This window comes from Acinetobacter sp. YH18001, assembly GCF_013416975.1.
Taxonomy (GTDB): Bacteria; Pseudomonadota; Gammaproteobacteria; order Pseudomonadales; family Moraxellaceae; genus Acinetobacter; species Acinetobacter pseudolwoffii.
On the sequence record NZ_VPEU01000031.1, the window covers coordinates 1 to 18,168 of the forward strand.

Sequence of the window (18,168 nt, forward strand, 5' to 3'; positions counted from 1 at the left end):
AACCTGAAATATCGTCTTGCATTCGTTTATCCAATCTCTATACTGCTTATATATTACCTCTGTTTGCAACACTGTGCGACCTCGATATGTTAGAAGAATTACAGCGTCTACAAGTGCAGATTGGCGTATAAAAAACTTACTCATTTTAATGACTTAAACCAACAAAAATAGGTATGAATTTGAAATCAGTAATTTTAAGGATGACAGTTCTAGCACTGGCAATGGTCTCGGCAGAAGGGGTTTCAGCAAAATCGCCTGCACAACCAGATAAAGTTTTGAATATTGCATTTGAAGCGCCTGATGATGGTTTCGACATGGTCAAGACCTATAATTTTTATAGTGGCAGTATTGCTGAAGCAATTTTTGAACCCTTATTACGTTACGACTATCTGGCGCGACCAGCCACTTTAACTCCGAATACTGCGGAAGCCTTGCCCAAGATCGAGCAGGATGGCAAGGTCTATACCTTCAAGATTAAACCCGGCATCTATTTTAGTGATGATCCGGCATTTAAGGGTAAAAAGCGTGAGCTGGTTGCTGAGGACTATATTTATTCCATGAAGCGGGTCATGGATCCTAAAAATCATTCGCCGACATTTTCGTTTATCGAGGGTAAAATTCTCGCCGCAGATGCTGTCATCCAGCAGGCCAAAAGTTCTGGTCAATTTAATTACAATGCGCCGATAGCAGGACTTAAGGCACTGGACAAACATACCTTACAAATCACGCTTACGCGTTCCGACTTTAATTTCCCTTATATCATGGCCTATGTCACTTTTAGCGGTACCGCTAGAGAAGTCATTGAGCATTATGGCGCGCGTGCAGGTCAGCATCCAGTCGGGACAGGGCCCTATCAATTGCATAAATATGTGCCGCGTAGCCGGATTGAATTAAAGGCCAATCCAGATTACCGGGGATTTAGCTGGAATTTTAAGGGTGAAAATACGGCCTGGGATCAACGTCTGGTAAAAGAAATGAGTGGCAAAAAAATGCCGCAAATTGGGATGGTCAAGGTCAGTATTATTGAAGAAGAACAATCGCGCTGGCTGGCGCTGAAATCGGGTCAACTGGATTATGACCGGCTCACTGCAAGCGGTGCCGAACAGGCCCTGGTCAATAAACAGCTCAAAAACGAATACAAGCAAAAAGGCATTTTGCATTATCCAAATAAAGACGCAGAAATCACTTATACCATCATGAATATGCGCGATCCTGTGGTCGGTGGAAATTCACTAGAAAAAATCGCTCTGCGTCGAGCAATCGCCTTGTCTTATAACCAGAATGAAGCCATTAAACAGCTGTATAAGGGACATGCAGATAAAGCTGAAATGACCATTCCCGAAGGCGTGAATGGGCATAATCCAGCTTATAAAAATAGTATTGCCTATAATCCGCTCTTGGCCAACAAGCTGCTCGACCGTTTCGGTTATAAAAAAGGTGCAGATGGCTATCGGACTTTGCCTGATGGCAAACCTTTGACACTGAAAATGAACTCGACCAGTTCCAGCTCTTCAGTGATTGCAGCGGAATTATGGAAAAAAAATCTGGATGCAGTTGGTCTACGTATTGAATTTAAAATCAGCAATTTCGCCGACAACCTGAAAGAAGCCACGCAATGTAAACATATGCTGTGGGGCGGTGCCTGGATTGCAGATTATCCGGAGGGTGAAAATTTTGCTCAACTCTTATATGGCCCAAATGCACAGCAGGGCAACCTGAGCTGCTATACCTCAAAAGCCTATGATGCTCTGTATCAGGCTGCCATGAAGCTGCCACCAGATCAGCGTACGCCCTATTATGAAAAAATGAACCGGCAAATCGAAGCCGATAATCCCTGGATTTTACACAATACCCGGGTGCGTAACTGGCTGATCCATCCTCAGGTTCAAGGCTTTAAGGCACATCCAATCATGAACTCCGTTTGGCAATATCTCGATATTGAACCAGTCAAAAAATAAACCTATTTAGATGAAGAGTATGATGAAGGGAAATTTATCAAAGCAATTCAAGCAACTGACGGGTAGTGTTCTGCTGGGAAGTTTGCTCTGCTCGGGGATCGTTTCTGCATGGGCCATTAATCCTGCAGATCCTAACAAGGTGATTCGGGATGTTTTTCCGGTGGCAGAAACCGGATTTGATCCCGCCGCAACGCACGATGCCTATTCAGCCCGGGTTAATAGCGCGATTTTTGAAAACCTGTTTAGCTATGACTATCTGGCAACCCCAGCCAAGCTGATTCCTAATACCGCGGTTGCCATGCCAGAAGTCAGTGCAGATGGTCTCACTTATACCATCAAAATCAAAAAAGGCATTTACTTCGCCGATGATCCCGTTTTTAAAGGTCAGAAACGTGAACTGACGGCTTATGATTATGCCTATTCATTAAAACGTCTGATCGATCCCAACTTGCATTCACCAAATAGCTGGTTGCTGGATGGCCGGATTAAAGGGCTGGAAGCATGGGTCGCCTTAGGCAAAAAGAATGGCAAAGTCTATGAAAACCCCTTTGAAGGCATTCAAACGCCAGACCGTTATACCCTGATTCTGAAACTGACCCAACCGGATCAAAACTTTCCGATGTTACTGGCACATGGCCCAGCAGCTGCAGTTGCCCGTGAAGTTATTGAAAAGTACCGTAATAAAGCAGGCTTTGCGATGGACAAACCAGTCGGTACAGGCCCTTATTTATTGTCACGCTGGACTCCGGGTTCACGCATTATTTTAAAAGCCAGTCCGAACTACCGGAGTTTTGTCTGGAATTTTAAAGCCAGTAGCAGCGAAGACCAGCCTATTGTGGATGCATTGCAAGGCAAAAAAATGCCGCAAATTGGTACGATTGATATCCGGGTCATTGAAGAAGCCCAGTCACGCTGGTTGGCCTTTAATAAAAATGAACTGGACATGACTGAAATCGACGGCGACATGGTGGTTCAGGCGCTTGAAAATGGGCTACTCAAACCTTCCTTAAAACAAAAAGGGGTTCAGTTATCTAGGATTACCGATCCGCTGATTGGCTACCATTACTGGAATATGCAGAATCCTGTGGTTGGTGGGTTCAGCAAGGAAAAAATTGCGCTACGTCGTGCCATGGCCATGGCTTACTCTACCGACAATATGATCAGTGTCTTGCTCAAGGGCGATGCCAATAAGTTACAGATGCCGGTACCACCCGGGGTGGTTGGTTATTCACCGGATTATAAAAGCAGTATTCCCTATTCGGTCAAGGCGGCCAATATGCTGCTTGACCGTTATCAATACAAAGTCGGGGCCGATGGCTGGCGCAGACAACCCGATGGTAAGCCTTTAGAGATTGAACTGATTGTCGGTAATACCAGTCGTGGTCAGCAACAGGCAGAATTCTGGAAAAAAGCCCTGGACAATATTCAGATCAAGATGGTCAGTAAAGCCATGCCATTTGCCGAGGCGATCAAGCTGGAAAAACAGTGTAAGACCATGTTTAAAAGCTCGGCATGGATTGCAGACTATCCGGATGCCGACAATTTTATGCAGCTTTTTTATGGCAAAAATGTCAATGTCACCAACAATGCCTGCTTCAAACATCCTGAATTTGACCGCCTGTATGAGCAAACCCAAAGTATGCCAGCCAGTCCTGAACGTGATGCAATCTATCGCAAAATGTCCCGGATTCTGGAAGTGAATATGCCGGTACTGATGCTATATAGCACCTATCGTAATGTCTTGTCGCAACCCCGGGTCATTGGTTATAAAAACCATCCGATTCTGTCTTCAGAGTGGATGTACATCGATATTGATAGCAAAAAGTAAGAAAAATCTGGAGATAAATATGAAATCGAAGTCTTTAAAATTAAGTAGCTTATGTTTAGTCATAATGGGGGGATATCAGGGGGTAGCGGCACAGACTCAAGCGCAGCTGCTGCCATTATTTAAGGCAGCAGAGATTCCATCTTTATGTGATGCCAATCTGGCCAGCATGCAAAAAGATATTCAGATATTTGAAAATCAGAAAATTAAAAATAAGGCCAAGGCAGGGCCTTATCTGGCTGAATGGGATGAATTGCATGCCAAAGCCCGGGATTTTGGTGCAGCAGTCGGATTGTATAGTAATGTCGATCCAGACCCTGCATTGCGTCAGGCAGCAGATGACTGTGAGCTGAAAATCAGCAAGTACCAGACCACGCTGTACCAGAATCCGAAACTGTATGCCCAGTTCAAGAAACTGAAGGCCAGCGATCCGATTGATCAAAAATTCTTGCAAGATATTCTGGAGCAGTTTGAAAAAACCGGGGTACAACTCAGTACAGAAAAACAAAAGCGCCTGAAAGACATCATCGAAGAATCGACCAAGCTGTCTCAGGATTTCGCCAAAAATGTACGTGATAATCCGCATAAAGTCGAATTTACCCCAGCAGAAATGAAAGGTCTGCCAGACAGCTATATGGCGGGGTTAAAGAAAAATGAAAAAGGCAATTATCTGCTTGGCTTTGACTATCCGGAATACCAGCCATTTATGGAGCTGGCAGAAAGTGATGAAGCACGCAAACGCTACCAGACAGCTTATACCCGCCGTGGGACAGAGCAAAACCTGCAATTTATGAAAAAAGCCATTGATCTGCGTTATGAGATGGCTCAACTTTTTGATAAAGAAAGCTATGCACATTCAGCCCTTGAATTTCGTATGGCAAAAACCCCTGAAGCGGTGAATTCTTTTCTAGAGGATGTATATAGCAAAGTCGCACCTTTAGAGAAGCAAGATGTAGAGGAGTTACGCCAGTTCAAAGCCGAGACTTTAAAAGTTCCACGAGAGAAAGCAGATATTACTCGCTGGAATCAGGGCTATTGGAGTGAAAAACTGCGTCAGGCCAAATATAAGGTCGATCAGGAAAAACTGCGCGATTACTTCCCGACCGAAGCAGCACAAAAATGGTTATTTGCTGTGTCATCAGAACTGTACGGGATTGATTTCAGGCCGATGAAAGTCAAGGCCTGGCACAATGAAGTGGAATATTATGCGGTACATGACACTGCCTCAGGTGAATTCTTGGGCGGATTATATGTCGATAAATACCCCCGTGAAGGTAAATATGGACATGCGGCCGTCTGGGGCGCCTATGGTGGCAGTACCCTGAATCAGCGTCGTCCGGTGTCGGTACTGGTCACCAACTTCAACCGCAAAGGTTTGAACAGCAAGGAGCTGGAAACCTTTGTGCATGAAATGGGGCATGCCTTACACGGGATTTTATCGAAAACCCGCTATTCCGAACAGTCTGGTACATCGGTAGAGCGTGACTTGGTGGAAGCACCTTCACAGATGTATGAAGAGTGGGCACGCCGTCTGGAAACCTTATCAAAAGTGGCCGATTATTGTGAACCGGCTTGTCCACGTGTCGATGCTGCCATGACTGAGCGTCTCAAAGACGTAAAAAACTATGGTCGCGGTCTGCATTATGCGCGTCAGACTTTATATGCGCAGTACGATATGGCCTTACACAGTAAAGATGCCCTCAAGACCGACCCATTAAAATTATGGCAAGAGATGGAAAGCAAAACTGCCTTGGGTTATGTACCCGGTCAGCAGTTCCCGGGACAGTTCGGGCATGTGATGGGCGGCTATCAGGCAGGTTATTACAGCTATATGTGGTCCGAGGTGATTGCGCTAGATATGCTCTCTGCCTTTGGCGATCAGTTGATGGATAAAAAAGTCGGTGCGCATTATCGCAATACGGTCTTGGCGCAAGGCGGACAAAAACATGGCGAGCAGATGGTGAAAGACTTTCTGGGTCGTGATCCAGACAGCAAAGCTTTCTTTAATGAAATCTCTGGAAAAAATTAAGGAAGGCAAGCGATGCTGGCATATATTATTCGACGGCTCTGGCAAATGATCCCCACCATGCTCGGGGTGATTTTGCTGATCTTCCTGCTGTTTAACTGGGTGGGGGGCGATCCTGCCTATATCCTCGCTGGTAAGATGGCCAATGCAGAACAGATTGAAAACATCCGGCAACAGCTTGGGGTGGATCAACCGTATTATGTGCAACTGTGGATTTTCATCAAGCAGATTTTAACCTTTGATTATGGGGTGAGCTGGAGTACCGGCGAGTCGGTGGCGCAAATTATTAGTACGCGTCTGGGACCCTCACTGACCATTCTGATTCCACTGACCATTTTGCAAACCATTATTTCCATCATTTTGGCCTTGGGTGTGGCGTCAGTTCGCGGCAGTCTGACCGATCGCATGATCATGATGCTGTGCACCATCGGCATGTCGATCAGTATTCTGGTCTATATCATTGTGTTTCAGTATTTCCTCGCTTATGAGCTGAGCTGGTTTCCGGTGCAGGGCTGGAGTGATAATTTCGCTGACAATCTTTTCAAATACGCCTTATTGCCTGTACTGATTATGCTGGTGGTGAGTATTGCCCCGACCTTACGTCTGTACCGCAGTTTCGTACTGGATGAAGTCAATCAGGACTATGTGCGTACTGCACGGGCCAAAGGTCTGGGCGAGAGCCGGATTCTGGGCGTGCATGTGCTACGCAATGCCTCGATTCCGATTATTACCGATGTGATGGCGGGGCTTCCAGCACTGCTGATCGGTGCTTTCCTGATTGAGCGTTTTTTCGGTATTCCGGGGATTGGTCGTGAAGTGATTATTGCCGTAGAGCGTTCGGATTTCCCGGTGATTAAAGCGATTACGGTCTATGTTGCCGCTGCGACCATGATATTCAACCTGATTGCCGATCTGATCTATAAATGGGTCGATCCACGCGTACAGTTGAAGTAGGTGAATTATGCTGAGTGCGATATTTAAAAAAGAGCAACACGCTCAAGCCGTGCCTGAGTCTACTTCGACAGGATTATGGCAACTGGCCATGCGCCGTTTGAAACGTGACCGGATTGCCATGTTCTCCTTATTGGTGGTGCTGTTTTATCTGCTGCTACTTTTGCTTTCCATGAGCGGTTTTATTGCCAAGGACTGGAATAAAGAAGTGGCGGTCAGTTATGCACCGCCAAGTTTTATCAGTGCAGCGCCTATGCCGGCTGTTTCCGGTGAAGAACAGGAAGCAGAATTGGTCGTTTTACCGGTCAATCCAGTCGATCCTTTAAAAGAGGTGATTGCAGAACTCAATGCTGAAATTGCTGCTGAGCAAAGGATGGGGGGCAGCATCGATTATTATGGTGTAACAGATCCGCTGGCAGAAGACATGCACGTCATTAACCAGCAGCTCGGTGGTCAGCTGATGGATCAGGACAGCGAATTAAAACAGAGTCTGATCTTTGGTGCGGATAAATGGGGACAGGATGTTTTACAGAAAACCATTAAAGGTGCGGAAACCTCGATTCTGGTCGGACTGGTTGCGGCTTTGGTCGCTGTGATCATTGGCACCGTACTTGGTGCACTTGCCGGTTATTTTGGTGGCTGGGTCGATGATCTCCTTAACTGGTTTTATAATGTCTTTACTTCAATTCCTTATTTACTGCTGGTTCTGGCAATTGCTGCGGTGTTACAACAGAAAGGGATTTTATCAATCATCCTGATTTTAGGTCTGACCGGCTGGACGGGAGTATTCCGTCTGGTTCGTGCCGAGTACATGAAACATACGGCGCGTGAATATGTACTGGCTGCCAAGGCGATTGGGGTGAGTAATTTACGGCGTATGTTTGTACATATTTTTCCAAATGTCAGTCATATTGCCTTGGTACAAATGTCCATTCTGGTGGTGGCTTTTATCAAATCTGAAGTGATTCTCAGCTTCCTTGGTTTTGGCGTGCCAATCGGAGTAGTGTCTTGGGGAAGCATGCTGAATGAAGCGCAAAGCGAGCTGATTTTAGGAAAATGGTGGCAATTGGCCGCAGCCTCGATTGCCATGGCGATACTGGTGACGGCTTTCTCGATGTTTACCGATGCACTCCGTGATGCATTAGATCCGAAACTGAAATAGGAGCGCAACCATGTCTGAAATCAATCCAAGCGCAGCACCTGCGTTACTTCGCGTGGAAAATCTGCGTGTCAGTTTTAAAGGTGAAAATAAACAATATATCGAAACCGTGAAAGGGGTTTCTTTTGAAATTCCGGCCAATACTACGGTGGCATTGGTGGGAGAGTCGGGAAGTGGCAAGTCGGTTACTTCACTGGCGACCATGGGCTTGCTCCCGACGGAAAGCGCGCGTATTTCCGAAGACAGCCGGATTATCTTTGAAGGGAAAAATCTGCTTAAGCTCAAAACCCGTGACATGCGCCAGATGTGTGGTAAAGATATTGCCATGATTTTTCAGGAGCCGATGTCCTCGCTCAATCCGGTATTTACGGTAGGCATGCAGATTGCAGAAATCCTGCAACTCCATTTGGGTATGAATAAAAAACAGGCGCGGCAACGTACTCTGGAATTGCTCAAAGAAGTGGGTATTCCTGCACCTGAAACTAAAATCGATGCTTATCCGGGGCAGCTTTCGGGGGGGCAGCAGCAGCGGGTCATGATTGCCATGGCCATTGCCTGTGAACCCAAGCTGTTGATTGCGGATGAACCGACCACAGCCCTGGATGTCACCATTCAAAAGCAGATTCTGGACTTGCTGGAATCTCTGCGTCAGCGCCGTCAGATGTCGATGCTGTTCATTACCCATGATCTGGCTTTGGTGGGGGAAATTGCCGATCAGGTGATTGTGATGCGACATGGTGAAATTCGTGAACAAGGTTTGGTTCAGGACGTACTGGATCGACCTCAGGATATGTATACCCGGGCTTTATTGCATTGCCGTCCACAATTGTCGCAACGTCCGTTACGTTTGCCGATGATCAGTGATTTTATGAAACAGGATGGTTCAACCTGGCTGGACGATATCCACCTGAATACTCAACTTCCGCAACGCTCACGCGGACTCAAGGGCGGAGAAGAAATTATTCTGGATGTACGTGATCTGAAAAAATCTTTTTATAGCCGCAAAGGTCTGTTTGGCAAAGATGAATTTCAGGCGGTGAAAGGGGTTTCTTTTCAGCTGGCCAAAGGTAAAACCTTGGGGCTGGTCGGAGAATCCGGTTCGGGCAAAACCACCATTGGCTTGCTATTGATGCGTTTGCAACAGGCAACAGGCGGTAAAGCGCTATTTCAGGGGCGGGACATTTTGGCCATGTCTGAAAAGGAATTTAACCAGTATCAACGTAAAATCCAGATCATTTTCCAGAATCCTTATGCCTCTTTAAATCCGCGTTTTACCGTGGGGCAAATCCTGATGGAACCAATGCAGATTCATAAAATTGGTCAGGATGATACAGAACGCAAGCAAATGGCTTTGGACCTGTTGGAGCGGGTCAGCTTGCCTGTTCAGGCTTTTTATCGCTATCCGCATGAGTTTTCCGGTGGTCAGCGTCAGCGAATTGCGATCGCGCGTTGCCTGACTTTAAAACCTGAAATTTTAATCTGTGATGAATCGGTCTCGGCACTGGATGTTTCAGTACAGGCGCAGGTCTTGAATTTACTGCAAGATTTGCAGGATGAATTTGGACTCAGTTATATTTTCATTTCACATGATTTATCGGTGGTGAAGTATATTTCAGATCAGATCATGGTGATGAATCACGGGGAACTGGTGGAAATTGCCAATTCAGATGAATTGTATCAGTCACCACAGCATGAATATACCAAGCGTTTACTCAGTGCCATTCCACAAGGGATTCCACAAAGTGCCTGATACATAATGCATAAAAAAGTCAGGCATTTGCCTGACTTTTTTTGTTTATATCAATTAAAACTTTTTAAAGCCTTTATTGACACCGTATGGACGACGTGGCGCATTTTCATCACGCTCTTCACGGCGACCAAAAGCTTGATCTGGACGAGTTTCGCGGCGAGGAAATTGAGTATTGCCATCACGGTTGTCACGACGAACGAACTGCGTACCATTTTGGTTTTCATTTCTGTCACGACGACCATAGGCATTGTCATCACGACGCTCGCGGCCAGGGTTATTCTGTGGTTGTTGTTCATCACTGTCACGACGTTGCTGACGCAAGAAACCGCCACGGCGTGCAGCCATCGGTTTATCCTGCATACGCTCGTTACGACGTTTCGCCATACCAAACAGGCCTGTACCTTGACGTGGTTTCAGTTCCACAGCTTTGGTCAGGTTGTCGATATCGTTTTTATCCAGTTCAATCCAGCGACCGGTACGCAGTTCGCGTGGCAGAATCACAGTACCGTAGCGGGTACGCAGCAGACGGCTTACTTTCAGACCTTGTGATTCGAAGATACGACGTACTTCACGGTTACGCCCTTCTTTTACTACGACCTGGAACCAACGGTTAATACCATCACCGCCGAGTTCAGAGAACGATTCGAATTTTGCTGGGCCGTCATCTAATACCACGCCTTTAAGCATGGTGTTTTTGATTTGTGGTGTCACTTCACCCATGACACGAACTGCGTATTCACGTTCGATTTCATTGGATGGATGCATCAAGCGGTTGGCAAGTTCGCCATCATTGGTGAACAGTAACAGACCGGTCGAGTTAATATCCAGACGGCCGACCATCACCCAGCGATCGCCCGGAATCGCAGGCAACTGTTCAAACACGGTCGGGCGGTTTTCAGGATCGCTACGTGAGCAGATTTCGCCTTCAGGCTTATAATAGATAATCACACGACGACGAATTTCGTCTTCAATCTGAAATGCAACTTTACGACCATCGATGCGAAGCTCATCACCTGGTTCGATTCGTTCACCCACTTGGGCAATTTGCCCATTGACGCTTACACGACCCGCGGCAATGACTTCTTCCATATAACGGCGAGAACCCAAACCAACGCGTGCAAGCACCTTTTGCAATTTTTCACTCATGACAGCATAACCTTAGAAATAATTATCAACAGTTCACCTATTTATGACTTCGGTGCATTTGCATCGAGGGCCATAAAAGCTTCCTTGGCATCCTGCAGGGGAGGCAATTGGCCTAAAGAATTCAAGCCAAACGCATTTAAAAATTGTGGCGTTGTCATTAACAACGCAGGTCTTCCAGGGAGTTCACGAAATCCGGATTCTTTAATCCAGTTCCAGTCAAACAGCGTACGCAAAATCTGACTGTTATTCGTCACACCACGAATTTGTTCAATATCGGCTCGGGTCACCGGCTGGTGATAAGCAATCACTGCAAGTGTTTCAAGTAAGGCTGGCGACAAGCGAGTTGGTCGCTCAGGCCAGGTCTGTGCAATAATATTACGATATTTTGCACGCACTTGAAAACGGTAACCTTGTGCTGTTTCAATCAGTTCAATCGAACGGCCATGCATTAACATGGAAAGTTGTTGTAAATACTGACGTAATTCCTGTTTGCTATAGCGATCCTGAAAAGCCTCTTTCAGACGCGCCAATGAAACCGCAGAGTCGCTGGCGAAAATAATCGCCTCAAGCTGCATCAACACCTCATGCAGATGATCTTCTGCAGAAAACAGCGTATTTGGCTCTAGTGTCATTGACTGGCTCCTTGAACTGCGAGCGGGGCTTCAATACCTGTAGCAATAATCTGAATTTTTTGTTGCCGGGTCAGCTCCAGCACTGCCATAAAGGTCACCACCATCCCCATGCGTCCCTGACTCGGTTTGAGTAAATCGGCAAAAGATAAGACTTCGCCAGATTCCAGACAGCTTTCAATATAGGCAATCCGTTCTTCGAGCAGTACCGGTTCCTGTTGCACCTGATGAATCACCGGTTCAGGACGGTTAAAAACACACAACAAGGCATCACGCAGTAAATCGATCGAATAGCCTTCATTATTCTGCTGAACGTCGCCCAGACTGACATGGGTCAGGAATGTATCACGTTCCAGAATAGGCATTTGCCCCAGACGTTCTGCTGCCTGTTTAATTCTTAAATAATTTTCTAAACGGTCGATCAGTTCTTGTTTTGGATCTTGCTCAATCGCAGACAGGCTTTTCGGTTTAGGCAATAACAGACGCGATTTGAGATCTGCCAATAAAGCAGCCATCACCATATAATCTGCGGTCAGCTCAATATTCAGGGATTTCATTGCATCCATATAGGATAAATATTGCGCTGCAATCGGCGCGATATCGACTTGCAACAGGTCAAAACCGTTTTTTTGAATCAGGTAAATTAAAAAGTCGAGTGGGCCTTCAAAATGTTCTAACAAGATTTCAAATGCGGCGGGAGGAATATACAGATCCTCTGGAATAGTATCCTGCCATTCATCCAGAACCCGAATGTGCGGAGCAGATTCCATTGTGTTATGGATAATTTGAGTCATTACAATTATAGGCCACGCGAATTTTCAAAGGCATGCAAAGGCTTGATCTTCGGTATCTCATCGAAAGAAAAAGCATAGAATTAAGTGCCGTCATTGTACTGGAAAAGTAACTCTAAATAAATTAAATAAGGAGTCAAAGGCATAAAAACTTGAAAAAATAATGGAATTTATTTGCAATTTAAAAGAAGGCCCCAAAAAAACAGCCAGATAAGCGGGGCAAAGAGTCAATGTGTTACGGGTGGAAGCTATGACCATATCCATGTTTTAGTATCTGTTTTAGTATCCTGCGATATGATTAATACCTATCTGAGTGCTAAGAACGTCAGCGCGGTGAGGAAGGATATTCACTCAGTGCAAACTCAATCATACGTTGGCAAGTCTCTGCCAGGCATAGGTTCTGGCTTGAATAGATCTGTAATAGCTGTCGAAGCAAAGCCAAATTCATAAAAAACTGATATTCAGTAGCATCAATGTTTAGAGTGGGACTGGGCGAAGGATATGCTTCGATCATGATGGCCCTGGATTGAAGTGTCCAAGGCAGTTCTGCATAGATACAATATTGGGCAGAGAATTCATGCTGATTCAGCAGGATATAAAATAAATCCATAGACTGACTCCTGCAGTCGGCTGGAAATAAGATGGCACTCTTTATTCAAATGCGCTGACATCACCCACGCCACGACGAATAATTTCTGGATGATCACCAGATAAATCAATAATCGAGGTGGTGCTTAATGTACCTAAACCGCTATCGATAAACACATCAATGCGTTTGCCCAATTGCATTTCAATCTCAAAAGGATCATCCAGCGGATCGGTCTGGTCCGGCAAAATCAGGGTAGAGGTCAAGAGAGGCTCACCCAGTTCTTTGAGCAGCATCTGACACACCGGATTGCTCGGAATGCGCAGGCCAATGGTTTTCTTTTTGGGATGCATCAAGCGTTTCGGCACTTCACTGGTGGCCGGTAAAATAAAAGTGGTGACTGCTGGTGTATTGTTTTTGAGTAAGCGATACATGGCATTGTCCACTTTGGCATAGGTGGCAATATCGGATAAATCACAGCACAAAATTGCATATTGATGTTTTGGGCCAAGTCCGCGAATCTGTGCAATGCGTTCCATGGCACTTTTATTCCCAATCTGGCAACCAATCGCATAGGCAGCATCCGTGGGATAGACCACCACATCGCCAGCACGGATTCGTTCTACCGCCTGACTGATTAAGCGCGGTTGCGGGTTATCGGGGTGTACGCGTAAATGCAGCATAGAGGCTACTCCAAGCTTGGGCTGATGGCTTATTATGTGGCGCTCAGGCAGCGTCTGGCAATCACCAAAAAGGTAGATTTGTGTAATTTAATCAAGCATTTCACGTATAAATTCATCAGATTGTAAACTTTTGCCACTTCTGCTACAGGCACAGATACATTGAATAAAGCGTTGTGCATCCCGTGGCAATTTTGCCTCACCACGAAAATAAGCCTGCACTTGTGCATAGACATGATCTTTAAAGCGGGTTCCGTCACCGCCGTCACCAGTCAGGTTATCCAGCGATACCCGGAATTTACGCCCAAAGGCCTGGGCAAACATCCACTCGATTGCCTGCGGTTTAATTTCTACCTGTTCAAACAGCGCTTGTTGTTCGGCTGTACGCCCATCCGGGGCATACCAGTAACCAAGATCCGGAAGTTCCCGGCGTTTATCCCCGGCAATTGTCCAATGGCTGATTTCATGCAAGGCACTATTAAAGAATCCATGTGCAAACTGAATCCGGGCAGGAGTATCGGCATCGGCAGGAAAATATTCAGGTTCAAATTCGCCACGGACTAAAGTCACATTTAAATGGGAAAACCAGTGATTAAAGTGTAAGATGAGCCAGTCCACCTGCTGCGCTTCTGACGATAAATTCGTCCATGGCGAGAGTTGCACTTGTTGTGTTGAACTGTCAGAATCAAGGCTTGGAATTGTGCTAACGAGTGATGAAACATTCACTTCTGTTTGCGGCTGCAACAGATGCATGACTTGAGTTACCCAAATGGTCTGTCGAAATAAGTACAAAATTGTATCTTAATCTTTGACAGAGTACTGATGAATTTGTAGAATTGCCGCCTTAATTATGTCAGCAAATACCTTTCCGGCACAGATTGAGCCGTTTAAATGGGCTGAACAGGGCTTTAAATGGTCAGGTCAACTGCCTTTATCCCGCTTTGTTCGTATCGCTCGTGAAGCTGTTGGATCAATTGATGATCAATTGATTAACATAGACTGTAAGCTATCAATGGATGCCTATCATCGTATTGCATGGCTAGATGGTCACGTTGAAACAAAAGTTCCTATGGAATGCCAGCGTTGTCTGGAAACTGTAGAGATTGAACTGGTTTCATCGTTCCATTTGGCACTTGTGGATGATGAGTCACTGATAGAGCGCTTGGATGAGGATGCTGATTTCATCGTCCTAGGTGAAAGTGAAGCAACGACCAAAGGTGACTATGATGCACCTGCGACCGCTGATTTGCTCGCGCTGATAGAAGATGAACTGTTATTGTTGGTGCCGTTGTCGCCTAAACATGAGTTTTGCGAACATAAGCATCAGCCTGCCATAGAAGAAGTTGTCGAAGAAAAACGAGATAATCCGTTTGATGTTTTGGCAGCTCTGAAGGGTAAACTTAACTAATTTTTGTGTTATACTCTTGTGTATAAGACAATCGAATTTGTTCTGATCCATTTTTTCGATCTTTGTAAGGAGCCATCATGGCCGTTCAGCAAAACCGTAAAAGTCGCTCTCGCCGTGACATGCGCCGTTCACATGACGCTTTAACCGAGAATGCATTAACTGTAGACCAAGCTACTGGCGAGACTCACCGTCGTCACCACGTATCTAAAGATGGTATCTACCGTGGTCGTCAATTATTCGCTAAAGCATCTGCTGAATAATTGATGATGTATTAAGCGTCAAGCTTAGTAGAAAAAATGGGAGCATTTAGCTCCCTTTTTTTTGTCCTTGATTTTTGCTTGCATCGGTTTTTTGTTGTATTTGGCAATTACCGCCAGCAAAATTACATGCTAAATTGCGCTCCACAATGATTTAGGTGGCTTTATTGGCCAGTCTTCTTGCTACAACTGAAGATGACACCTCTTGAATGAAAGGATTTTATTATGTCTGCGACACAACTCGAACAAGCAGCACAAGCGACGAAAACTGCATTTGTATTTCCGGGTCAAGGCTCACAAAAAGCCGGCATGCTGGCTGAACTTGCAGAGCAGTTTTCTGCTATTCGTGAGACATTTGCAGAAGCCTCTGAAGCTGTCGGCTTCGATCTGTGGCAGATTGCGCAAACTGGCGAAAACTTAAATCAAACTGAATTTACCCAGCCGGTATTGCTGGCTGCAAGTATTGCCTTGTGGCGCGTGTGGCTGGAATCTGGTGGTGTGGCACCGAAATATCTGGCAGGCCATTCACTGGGTGAGTACAGCGCGCTGGTGGCAGCGGGTAGCCTAAGCCTGGGTGATGCAGTCAAACTGGTCAACCTGCGCGGTAAACTGATGCAGACGGCTGTACCTCAGGGTGTCGGTGCAATGGCTGCTATTTTAGGTCTGGATGATGCCAAAGTGATTGAGCTGTGTGCACAGGCAACTGCAGCAGGTGAAGGTTCTGTTGAAGCGGCAAACTACAATGCCCAAGGGCAGGTTGTGGTTGCAGGCAATAAAGATCGCGTTGAAGCAGTGATGGCACTGGCCAAAGAAAATAGCGCTAAGGCGATTGCATTGCCGGTATCGGTTCCATCGCATTGTTCACTGATGAAACCTGCGGCAGAACAGTTTGCGCCTGCATTGGAACAAACCGCCATTGAGCTGCCATGCATTCCTGTATTACAAAATGTAGGCGCTGAAGCTGCGGCTGATGTCCCTGCATTGCGTCAGGCTTTAACAGCGCAACTTTATGAATCAGTACAATGGACCAAAACCCTGCAATTCCTTCAAGATGAAGGCATTCAGTACATCGTTGAATGTGGTCCGGGCAATGTATTGAGTAACTTGGCGAAACGCCTACCGAATATCGAAAAAGCACTTCCACTGGATAGCAAATCTCGTCTGGAAGATGCATTGAACACCGTATTGACGGCAGAAGGAAAAATTGCATGACACAGGAACGTAAAGTTGCCTTGGTAACAGGTGCAAGTCGTGGTATTGGTGCTGCGATCGCACAACAGTTGATTCAGGATGGTTATTTTGTCGTGGGTACTGCGACTTCTGAAGCGGGCGCTGAAAAATTATCTGCACATTTTGCTGAAAATGGTGCGGGCAAAGTTTTAGATGTGCGTGATGGTGCTGCGATTGATGCACTGGTGACGGAGATCGAGCAAAACTATGGTCCGGTACTGGTGTTGGTGAATAATGCCGGGATTACCAAAGATAACCTGTTACTGCGCATGTCAGAAGATGACTGGGATGATATTTTAAATATTCACCTGAAAGCCGTTTACCGTCTGTCTAAACGTGTGCTGAAAGGCATGACCAAGGCACGTTTCGGACGCATCATCAACATCAGCTCTGTGGTGGCACACTTTGCCAACCCGGGGCAGGCCAACTATTCTGCTGCCAAAGCCGGAATTGAAGCCTTCAGTCGTAGTTTGGCCAAAGAAATGGGTAGCCGTCAGATTACGGTTAACTCGGTCGCACCAGGCTTTATTGCAACTGAAATGACGGAACAGTTAAGCGAAGAAATTCGTAAAAAAATGACTGAGCAAGTGGCGTTAAACCGTTTGGGTAACCCGCAAGATATCGCAAATGCTGTAAGTTTCCTGGCTTCAGACAAAGCCAGTTACATTACTGGTACAGTTATGCATGTAAATGGGGGCTTATACATGAGCTAAGCTCAAGTATAAACTTTCCAAATTTTTTAGATTCAATTAAACTAACGGCATTAAAAACGCCACAAGCAATGAGGAGAATTCCTGTGAGCGATATCGAACAACGTGTTAAGCAAGCAGTTGCAGAACAACTTGGTATCAAAATCGAAGAGATTAAAAACGAAGCGTCTTTCATGGATGACTTAGGTGCAGATTCTCTAGATCTAGTTGAACTGGTTATGTCTTTCGAAAATGATTTCGACATCACGATTCCTGATGAAGATTCTAACGAAATCACAACTGTTCAATCTGCAATTGACTATGTTTCTAAGAAACTGGGTTAATCGCCGATTTCAGCTTTGCTGAGCATAAAGACCACCCTCTCGGTGGTTTTTTTGTGTCTGCTTTTCACCTAAATGGAAATTTTACAATCGATTACCTTTCTGTCACCAATGACTAACTATGCCTTGGCTATTTTCATTATAAAAATAAGAGTGATATGACATTAACGACAAGAATGGAGTTCCATATGGGTCTTTTTGATTTTGTAAAAGGTATCGGTAAGAAAAATACAGCTGCCGCAGAGCCGCAGGCCGCACCAGCAAATACTACTCCAGCCGCAGCAGCACAGCCCGCAGAGCCTTCTGCCCAAGAAGTCGCAAATAAATTACTTGGTCATGTAAAAGGTCTGGGTCTTCCGATCACTGGTTTATCCATCAGTTATAATTCAACCTCGGATCTGGCCACGGTCAGAGGTCAGGTGCAAAGTCAGGCCGATCGTGAAAAAATTATTCTGGCGGTGGGGAATATTGATCATGTGGCCAAAGTGGATGATCAGCTTACGGTCAGCAGCCCTGAACCGGAAAGCAAATTCTATACGGTAAAATCGGGGGATAGCTTGTCAAAAATCTCGAAAGAATTTTATGGTGATGCCAATCAGTACAATAAGATCTTTGAGGCCAATCGCCCATTGCTCAAAGATGCTGATGATATTTTCCCGGGACAGGTATTGCGTATTCCAGCCTGATTTTTAAGTCGAAAATAAATATCTAAATATATTGTTCACCATAATGCCCCATTTGG

At 45.6% G+C, this 18,168-nt stretch carries 18 protein-coding genes; 12 read left to right on the top strand and 6 right to left on the bottom strand.

Going from position 1 to position 18,168, the window contains the following annotated elements:
* Nucleotides 1-200 precede the first annotated feature (200 nt).
* Genes FTV48_RS10275 through FTV48_RS10300 form a run of 6 tightly spaced genes read left to right on the top strand, consistent with a single transcriptional unit; the run spans nt 201 to nt 9,669 of the window.
* Nucleotides 201-1,958 carry an ABC transporter substrate-binding protein gene (locus FTV48_RS10275; RefSeq protein ID WP_180000223.1) on the top strand — a complete coding sequence of 586 codons (1,758 nt, stop codon included), beginning with the start codon at nt 201-203 and terminating at the stop codon, nt 1,956-1,958.
* Between the two features lie 22 nt (nt 1,959-1,980).
* Nucleotides 1,981-3,786: an ABC transporter substrate-binding protein gene (locus FTV48_RS10280; protein WP_100534764.1), complete on the top strand. Its 1,806-nt coding sequence runs from the start codon at nt 1,981-1,983 to the stop codon at nt 3,784-3,786.
* Between the two features lie 19 nt (nt 3,787-3,805).
* The gene (locus FTV48_RS10285) at nt 3,806-5,812 is read left to right on the top strand and encodes a M3 family metallopeptidase (protein ID WP_180000224.1); all 2,007 of its coding nucleotides are present in this window, start codon (nt 3,806-3,808) and stop codon (nt 5,810-5,812) included.
* A gap of 12 nt (nt 5,813-5,824) precedes the next feature.
* Nucleotides 5,825-6,763: an ABC transporter permease gene (locus tag FTV48_RS10290; protein ID WP_005172401.1), complete on the top strand. Its 939-nt coding sequence runs from the start codon at nt 5,825-5,827 to the stop codon at nt 6,761-6,763.
* Nucleotides 6,764-6,770: 7 nt separating this feature from the next.
* Nucleotides 6,771-7,922, top strand: coding sequence for an ABC transporter permease (locus tag FTV48_RS10295; protein ID WP_180000225.1), 1,152 nt, complete (start codon nt 6,771-6,773; stop codon nt 7,920-7,922).
* A 10-nt stretch (nt 7,923-7,932) separates the two neighbouring features.
* A complete protein-coding gene (locus FTV48_RS10300) occupies nt 7,933-9,669 on the top strand; it encodes an ABC transporter ATP-binding protein (protein ID WP_180000226.1) in 1,737 nt (578 codons plus the stop codon).
* 54 nt (nt 9,670-9,723) lie between these two features.
* On the opposite strand, the gene rluB is transcribed toward FTV48_RS10300, so the two are convergent.
* From rluB to FTV48_RS10330, 6 genes are all read right to left on the bottom strand, one after another.
* Nucleotides 9,724-10,815 carry a 23S rRNA pseudouridine(2605) synthase RluB gene (rluB, locus tag FTV48_RS10305; RefSeq protein WP_074384125.1) on the bottom strand — a complete coding sequence of 364 codons (1,092 nt, stop codon included), beginning with the start codon at nt 10,813-10,815 and terminating at the stop codon, nt 9,724-9,726.
* 41 nt (nt 10,816-10,856) lie between these two features.
* Entirely contained in the window at nt 10,857-11,447 is a 591-nt protein-coding gene (gene scpB / locus FTV48_RS10310) for an SMC-Scp complex subunit ScpB (protein WP_005095975.1), read from the bottom strand.
* The gene (locus tag FTV48_RS10315; RefSeq protein ID WP_180000227.1) at nt 11,444-12,238 is read right to left on the bottom strand and encodes a ScpA family protein; all 795 of its coding nucleotides are present in this window, start codon (nt 12,236-12,238) and stop codon (nt 11,444-11,446) included. The genes scpB and FTV48_RS10315 overlap by 4 nt, the downstream gene beginning before the upstream one ends.
* Nucleotides 12,239-12,560: 322 nt before the next feature.
* Nucleotides 12,561-12,845, bottom strand: coding sequence for a hypothetical protein (locus tag FTV48_RS10320; RefSeq protein ID WP_005095980.1), 285 nt, complete (start codon nt 12,843-12,845; stop codon nt 12,561-12,563).
* A 41-nt stretch (nt 12,846-12,886) separates the two neighbouring features.
* On the bottom strand, nt 12,887-13,504 hold the full coding sequence (locus FTV48_RS10325) for an L-threonylcarbamoyladenylate synthase (protein WP_005095982.1): 618 nt from the start codon (nt 13,502-13,504) through the stop codon (nt 12,887-12,889).
* 87 nt (nt 13,505-13,591) lie between these two features.
* On the bottom strand, nt 13,592-14,254 hold the full coding sequence (locus tag FTV48_RS10330) for an elongation factor P hydroxylase (RefSeq protein WP_180000239.1): 663 nt from the start codon (nt 14,252-14,254) through the stop codon (nt 13,592-13,594).
* 97 nt (nt 14,255-14,351) lie between these two features.
* On the opposite strand from FTV48_RS10330, the gene FTV48_RS10335 reads away from it, so the two are divergent.
* From FTV48_RS10335 to lysM, 6 genes are all read left to right on the top strand, one after another.
* Nucleotides 14,352-14,909 carry a DUF177 domain-containing protein gene (locus FTV48_RS10335; RefSeq protein WP_074384127.1) on the top strand — a complete coding sequence of 186 codons (558 nt, stop codon included), beginning with the start codon at nt 14,352-14,354 and terminating at the stop codon, nt 14,907-14,909.
* A 77-nt stretch (nt 14,910-14,986) separates the two neighbouring features.
* Nucleotides 14,987-15,169 carry a 50S ribosomal protein L32 gene (rpmF, locus tag FTV48_RS10340; RefSeq protein WP_004279227.1) on the top strand — a complete coding sequence of 61 codons (183 nt, stop codon included), beginning with the start codon at nt 14,987-14,989 and terminating at the stop codon, nt 15,167-15,169.
* 222 nt (nt 15,170-15,391) lie between these two features.
* The gene (gene fabD, locus FTV48_RS10345; RefSeq protein ID WP_180000228.1) at nt 15,392-16,378 is read left to right on the top strand and encodes an ACP S-malonyltransferase; all 987 of its coding nucleotides are present in this window, start codon (nt 15,392-15,394) and stop codon (nt 16,376-16,378) included.
* Nucleotides 16,375-17,109 carry a 3-oxoacyl-ACP reductase FabG gene (gene fabG / locus FTV48_RS10350; protein ID WP_180000229.1) on the top strand — a complete coding sequence of 245 codons (735 nt, stop codon included), beginning with the start codon at nt 16,375-16,377 and terminating at the stop codon, nt 17,107-17,109. Before fabD ends, fabG begins: the two co-directional genes overlap by 4 nt.
* An 83-nt stretch (nt 17,110-17,192) precedes the next feature.
* Nucleotides 17,193-17,429 carry an acyl carrier protein gene (acpP, locus tag FTV48_RS10355; RefSeq protein WP_004646101.1) on the top strand — a complete coding sequence of 79 codons (237 nt, stop codon included), beginning with the start codon at nt 17,193-17,195 and terminating at the stop codon, nt 17,427-17,429.
* Nucleotides 17,430-17,614: 185 nt separating this feature from the next.
* Nucleotides 17,615-18,112 (top strand): peptidoglycan-binding protein LysM, encoded by a 498-nt coding sequence (lysM, locus tag FTV48_RS10360; RefSeq protein ID WP_005095992.1) that lies wholly within the window; start codon nt 17,615-17,617, stop codon nt 18,110-18,112.
* The last annotated feature ends 56 nt before the right edge of the window (nt 18,113-18,168 follow it).

What these genes read in the sequence shown, in the direction of transcription:
- FTV48_RS10335 (WP_074384127.1), top strand. Translation starts at nt 14,352, where the DNA reads ATGTCAGCAAATACCTTTCCGGCACAGATTGAGCCGTTTAAATGGGCT.
- FTV48_RS10295 (WP_180000225.1), top strand. Translation starts at nt 6,771, where the DNA reads ATGCTGAGTGCGATATTTAAAAAAGAGCAACACGCTCAAGCCGTGCCT.
- rluB (WP_074384125.1), bottom strand. Translation starts at nt 10,815, where the DNA reads ATGAGTGAAAAATTGCAAAAGGTGCTTGCACGCGTTGGTTTGGGTTCT.
- FTV48_RS10320 (WP_005095980.1), bottom strand. Translation starts at nt 12,845, where the DNA reads ATGGATTTATTTTATATCCTGCTGAATCAGCATGAATTCTCTGCCCAA.
- fabD (WP_180000228.1), top strand. Translation starts at nt 15,392, where the DNA reads ATGTCTGCGACACAACTCGAACAAGCAGCACAAGCGACGAAAACTGCA.
- lysM (WP_005095992.1), top strand. Translation starts at nt 17,615, where the DNA reads ATGGGTCTTTTTGATTTTGTAAAAGGTATCGGTAAGAAAAATACAGCT.
- fabG (WP_180000229.1), top strand. Translation starts at nt 16,375, where the DNA reads ATGACACAGGAACGTAAAGTTGCCTTGGTAACAGGTGCAAGTCGTGGT.
- FTV48_RS10315 (WP_180000227.1), bottom strand. Translation starts at nt 12,238, where the DNA reads ATGACTCAAATTATCCATAACACAATGGAATCTGCTCCGCACATTCGG.
- scpB (WP_005095975.1), bottom strand. Translation starts at nt 11,447, where the DNA reads ATGACACTAGAGCCAAATACGCTGTTTTCTGCAGAAGATCATCTGCAT.
- FTV48_RS10275 (WP_180000223.1), top strand. Translation starts at nt 201, where the DNA reads ATGACAGTTCTAGCACTGGCAATGGTCTCGGCAGAAGGGGTTTCAGCA.
- FTV48_RS10285 (WP_180000224.1), top strand. Translation starts at nt 3,806, where the DNA reads ATGAAATCGAAGTCTTTAAAATTAAGTAGCTTATGTTTAGTCATAATG.
- rpmF (WP_004279227.1), top strand. Translation starts at nt 14,987, where the DNA reads ATGGCCGTTCAGCAAAACCGTAAAAGTCGCTCTCGCCGTGACATGCGC.
- FTV48_RS10280 (WP_100534764.1), top strand. Translation starts at nt 1,981, where the DNA reads ATGAAGGGAAATTTATCAAAGCAATTCAAGCAACTGACGGGTAGTGTT.
- FTV48_RS10325 (WP_005095982.1), bottom strand. Translation starts at nt 13,504, where the DNA reads ATGCTGCATTTACGCGTACACCCCGATAACCCGCAACCGCGCTTAATC.
- FTV48_RS10330 (WP_180000239.1), bottom strand. Translation starts at nt 14,254, where the DNA reads ATGCATCTGTTGCAGCCGCAAACAGAAGTGAATGTTTCATCACTCGTT.
- FTV48_RS10300 (WP_180000226.1), top strand. Translation starts at nt 7,933, where the DNA reads ATGTCTGAAATCAATCCAAGCGCAGCACCTGCGTTACTTCGCGTGGAA.
- FTV48_RS10290 (WP_005172401.1), top strand. Translation starts at nt 5,825, where the DNA reads ATGCTGGCATATATTATTCGACGGCTCTGGCAAATGATCCCCACCATG.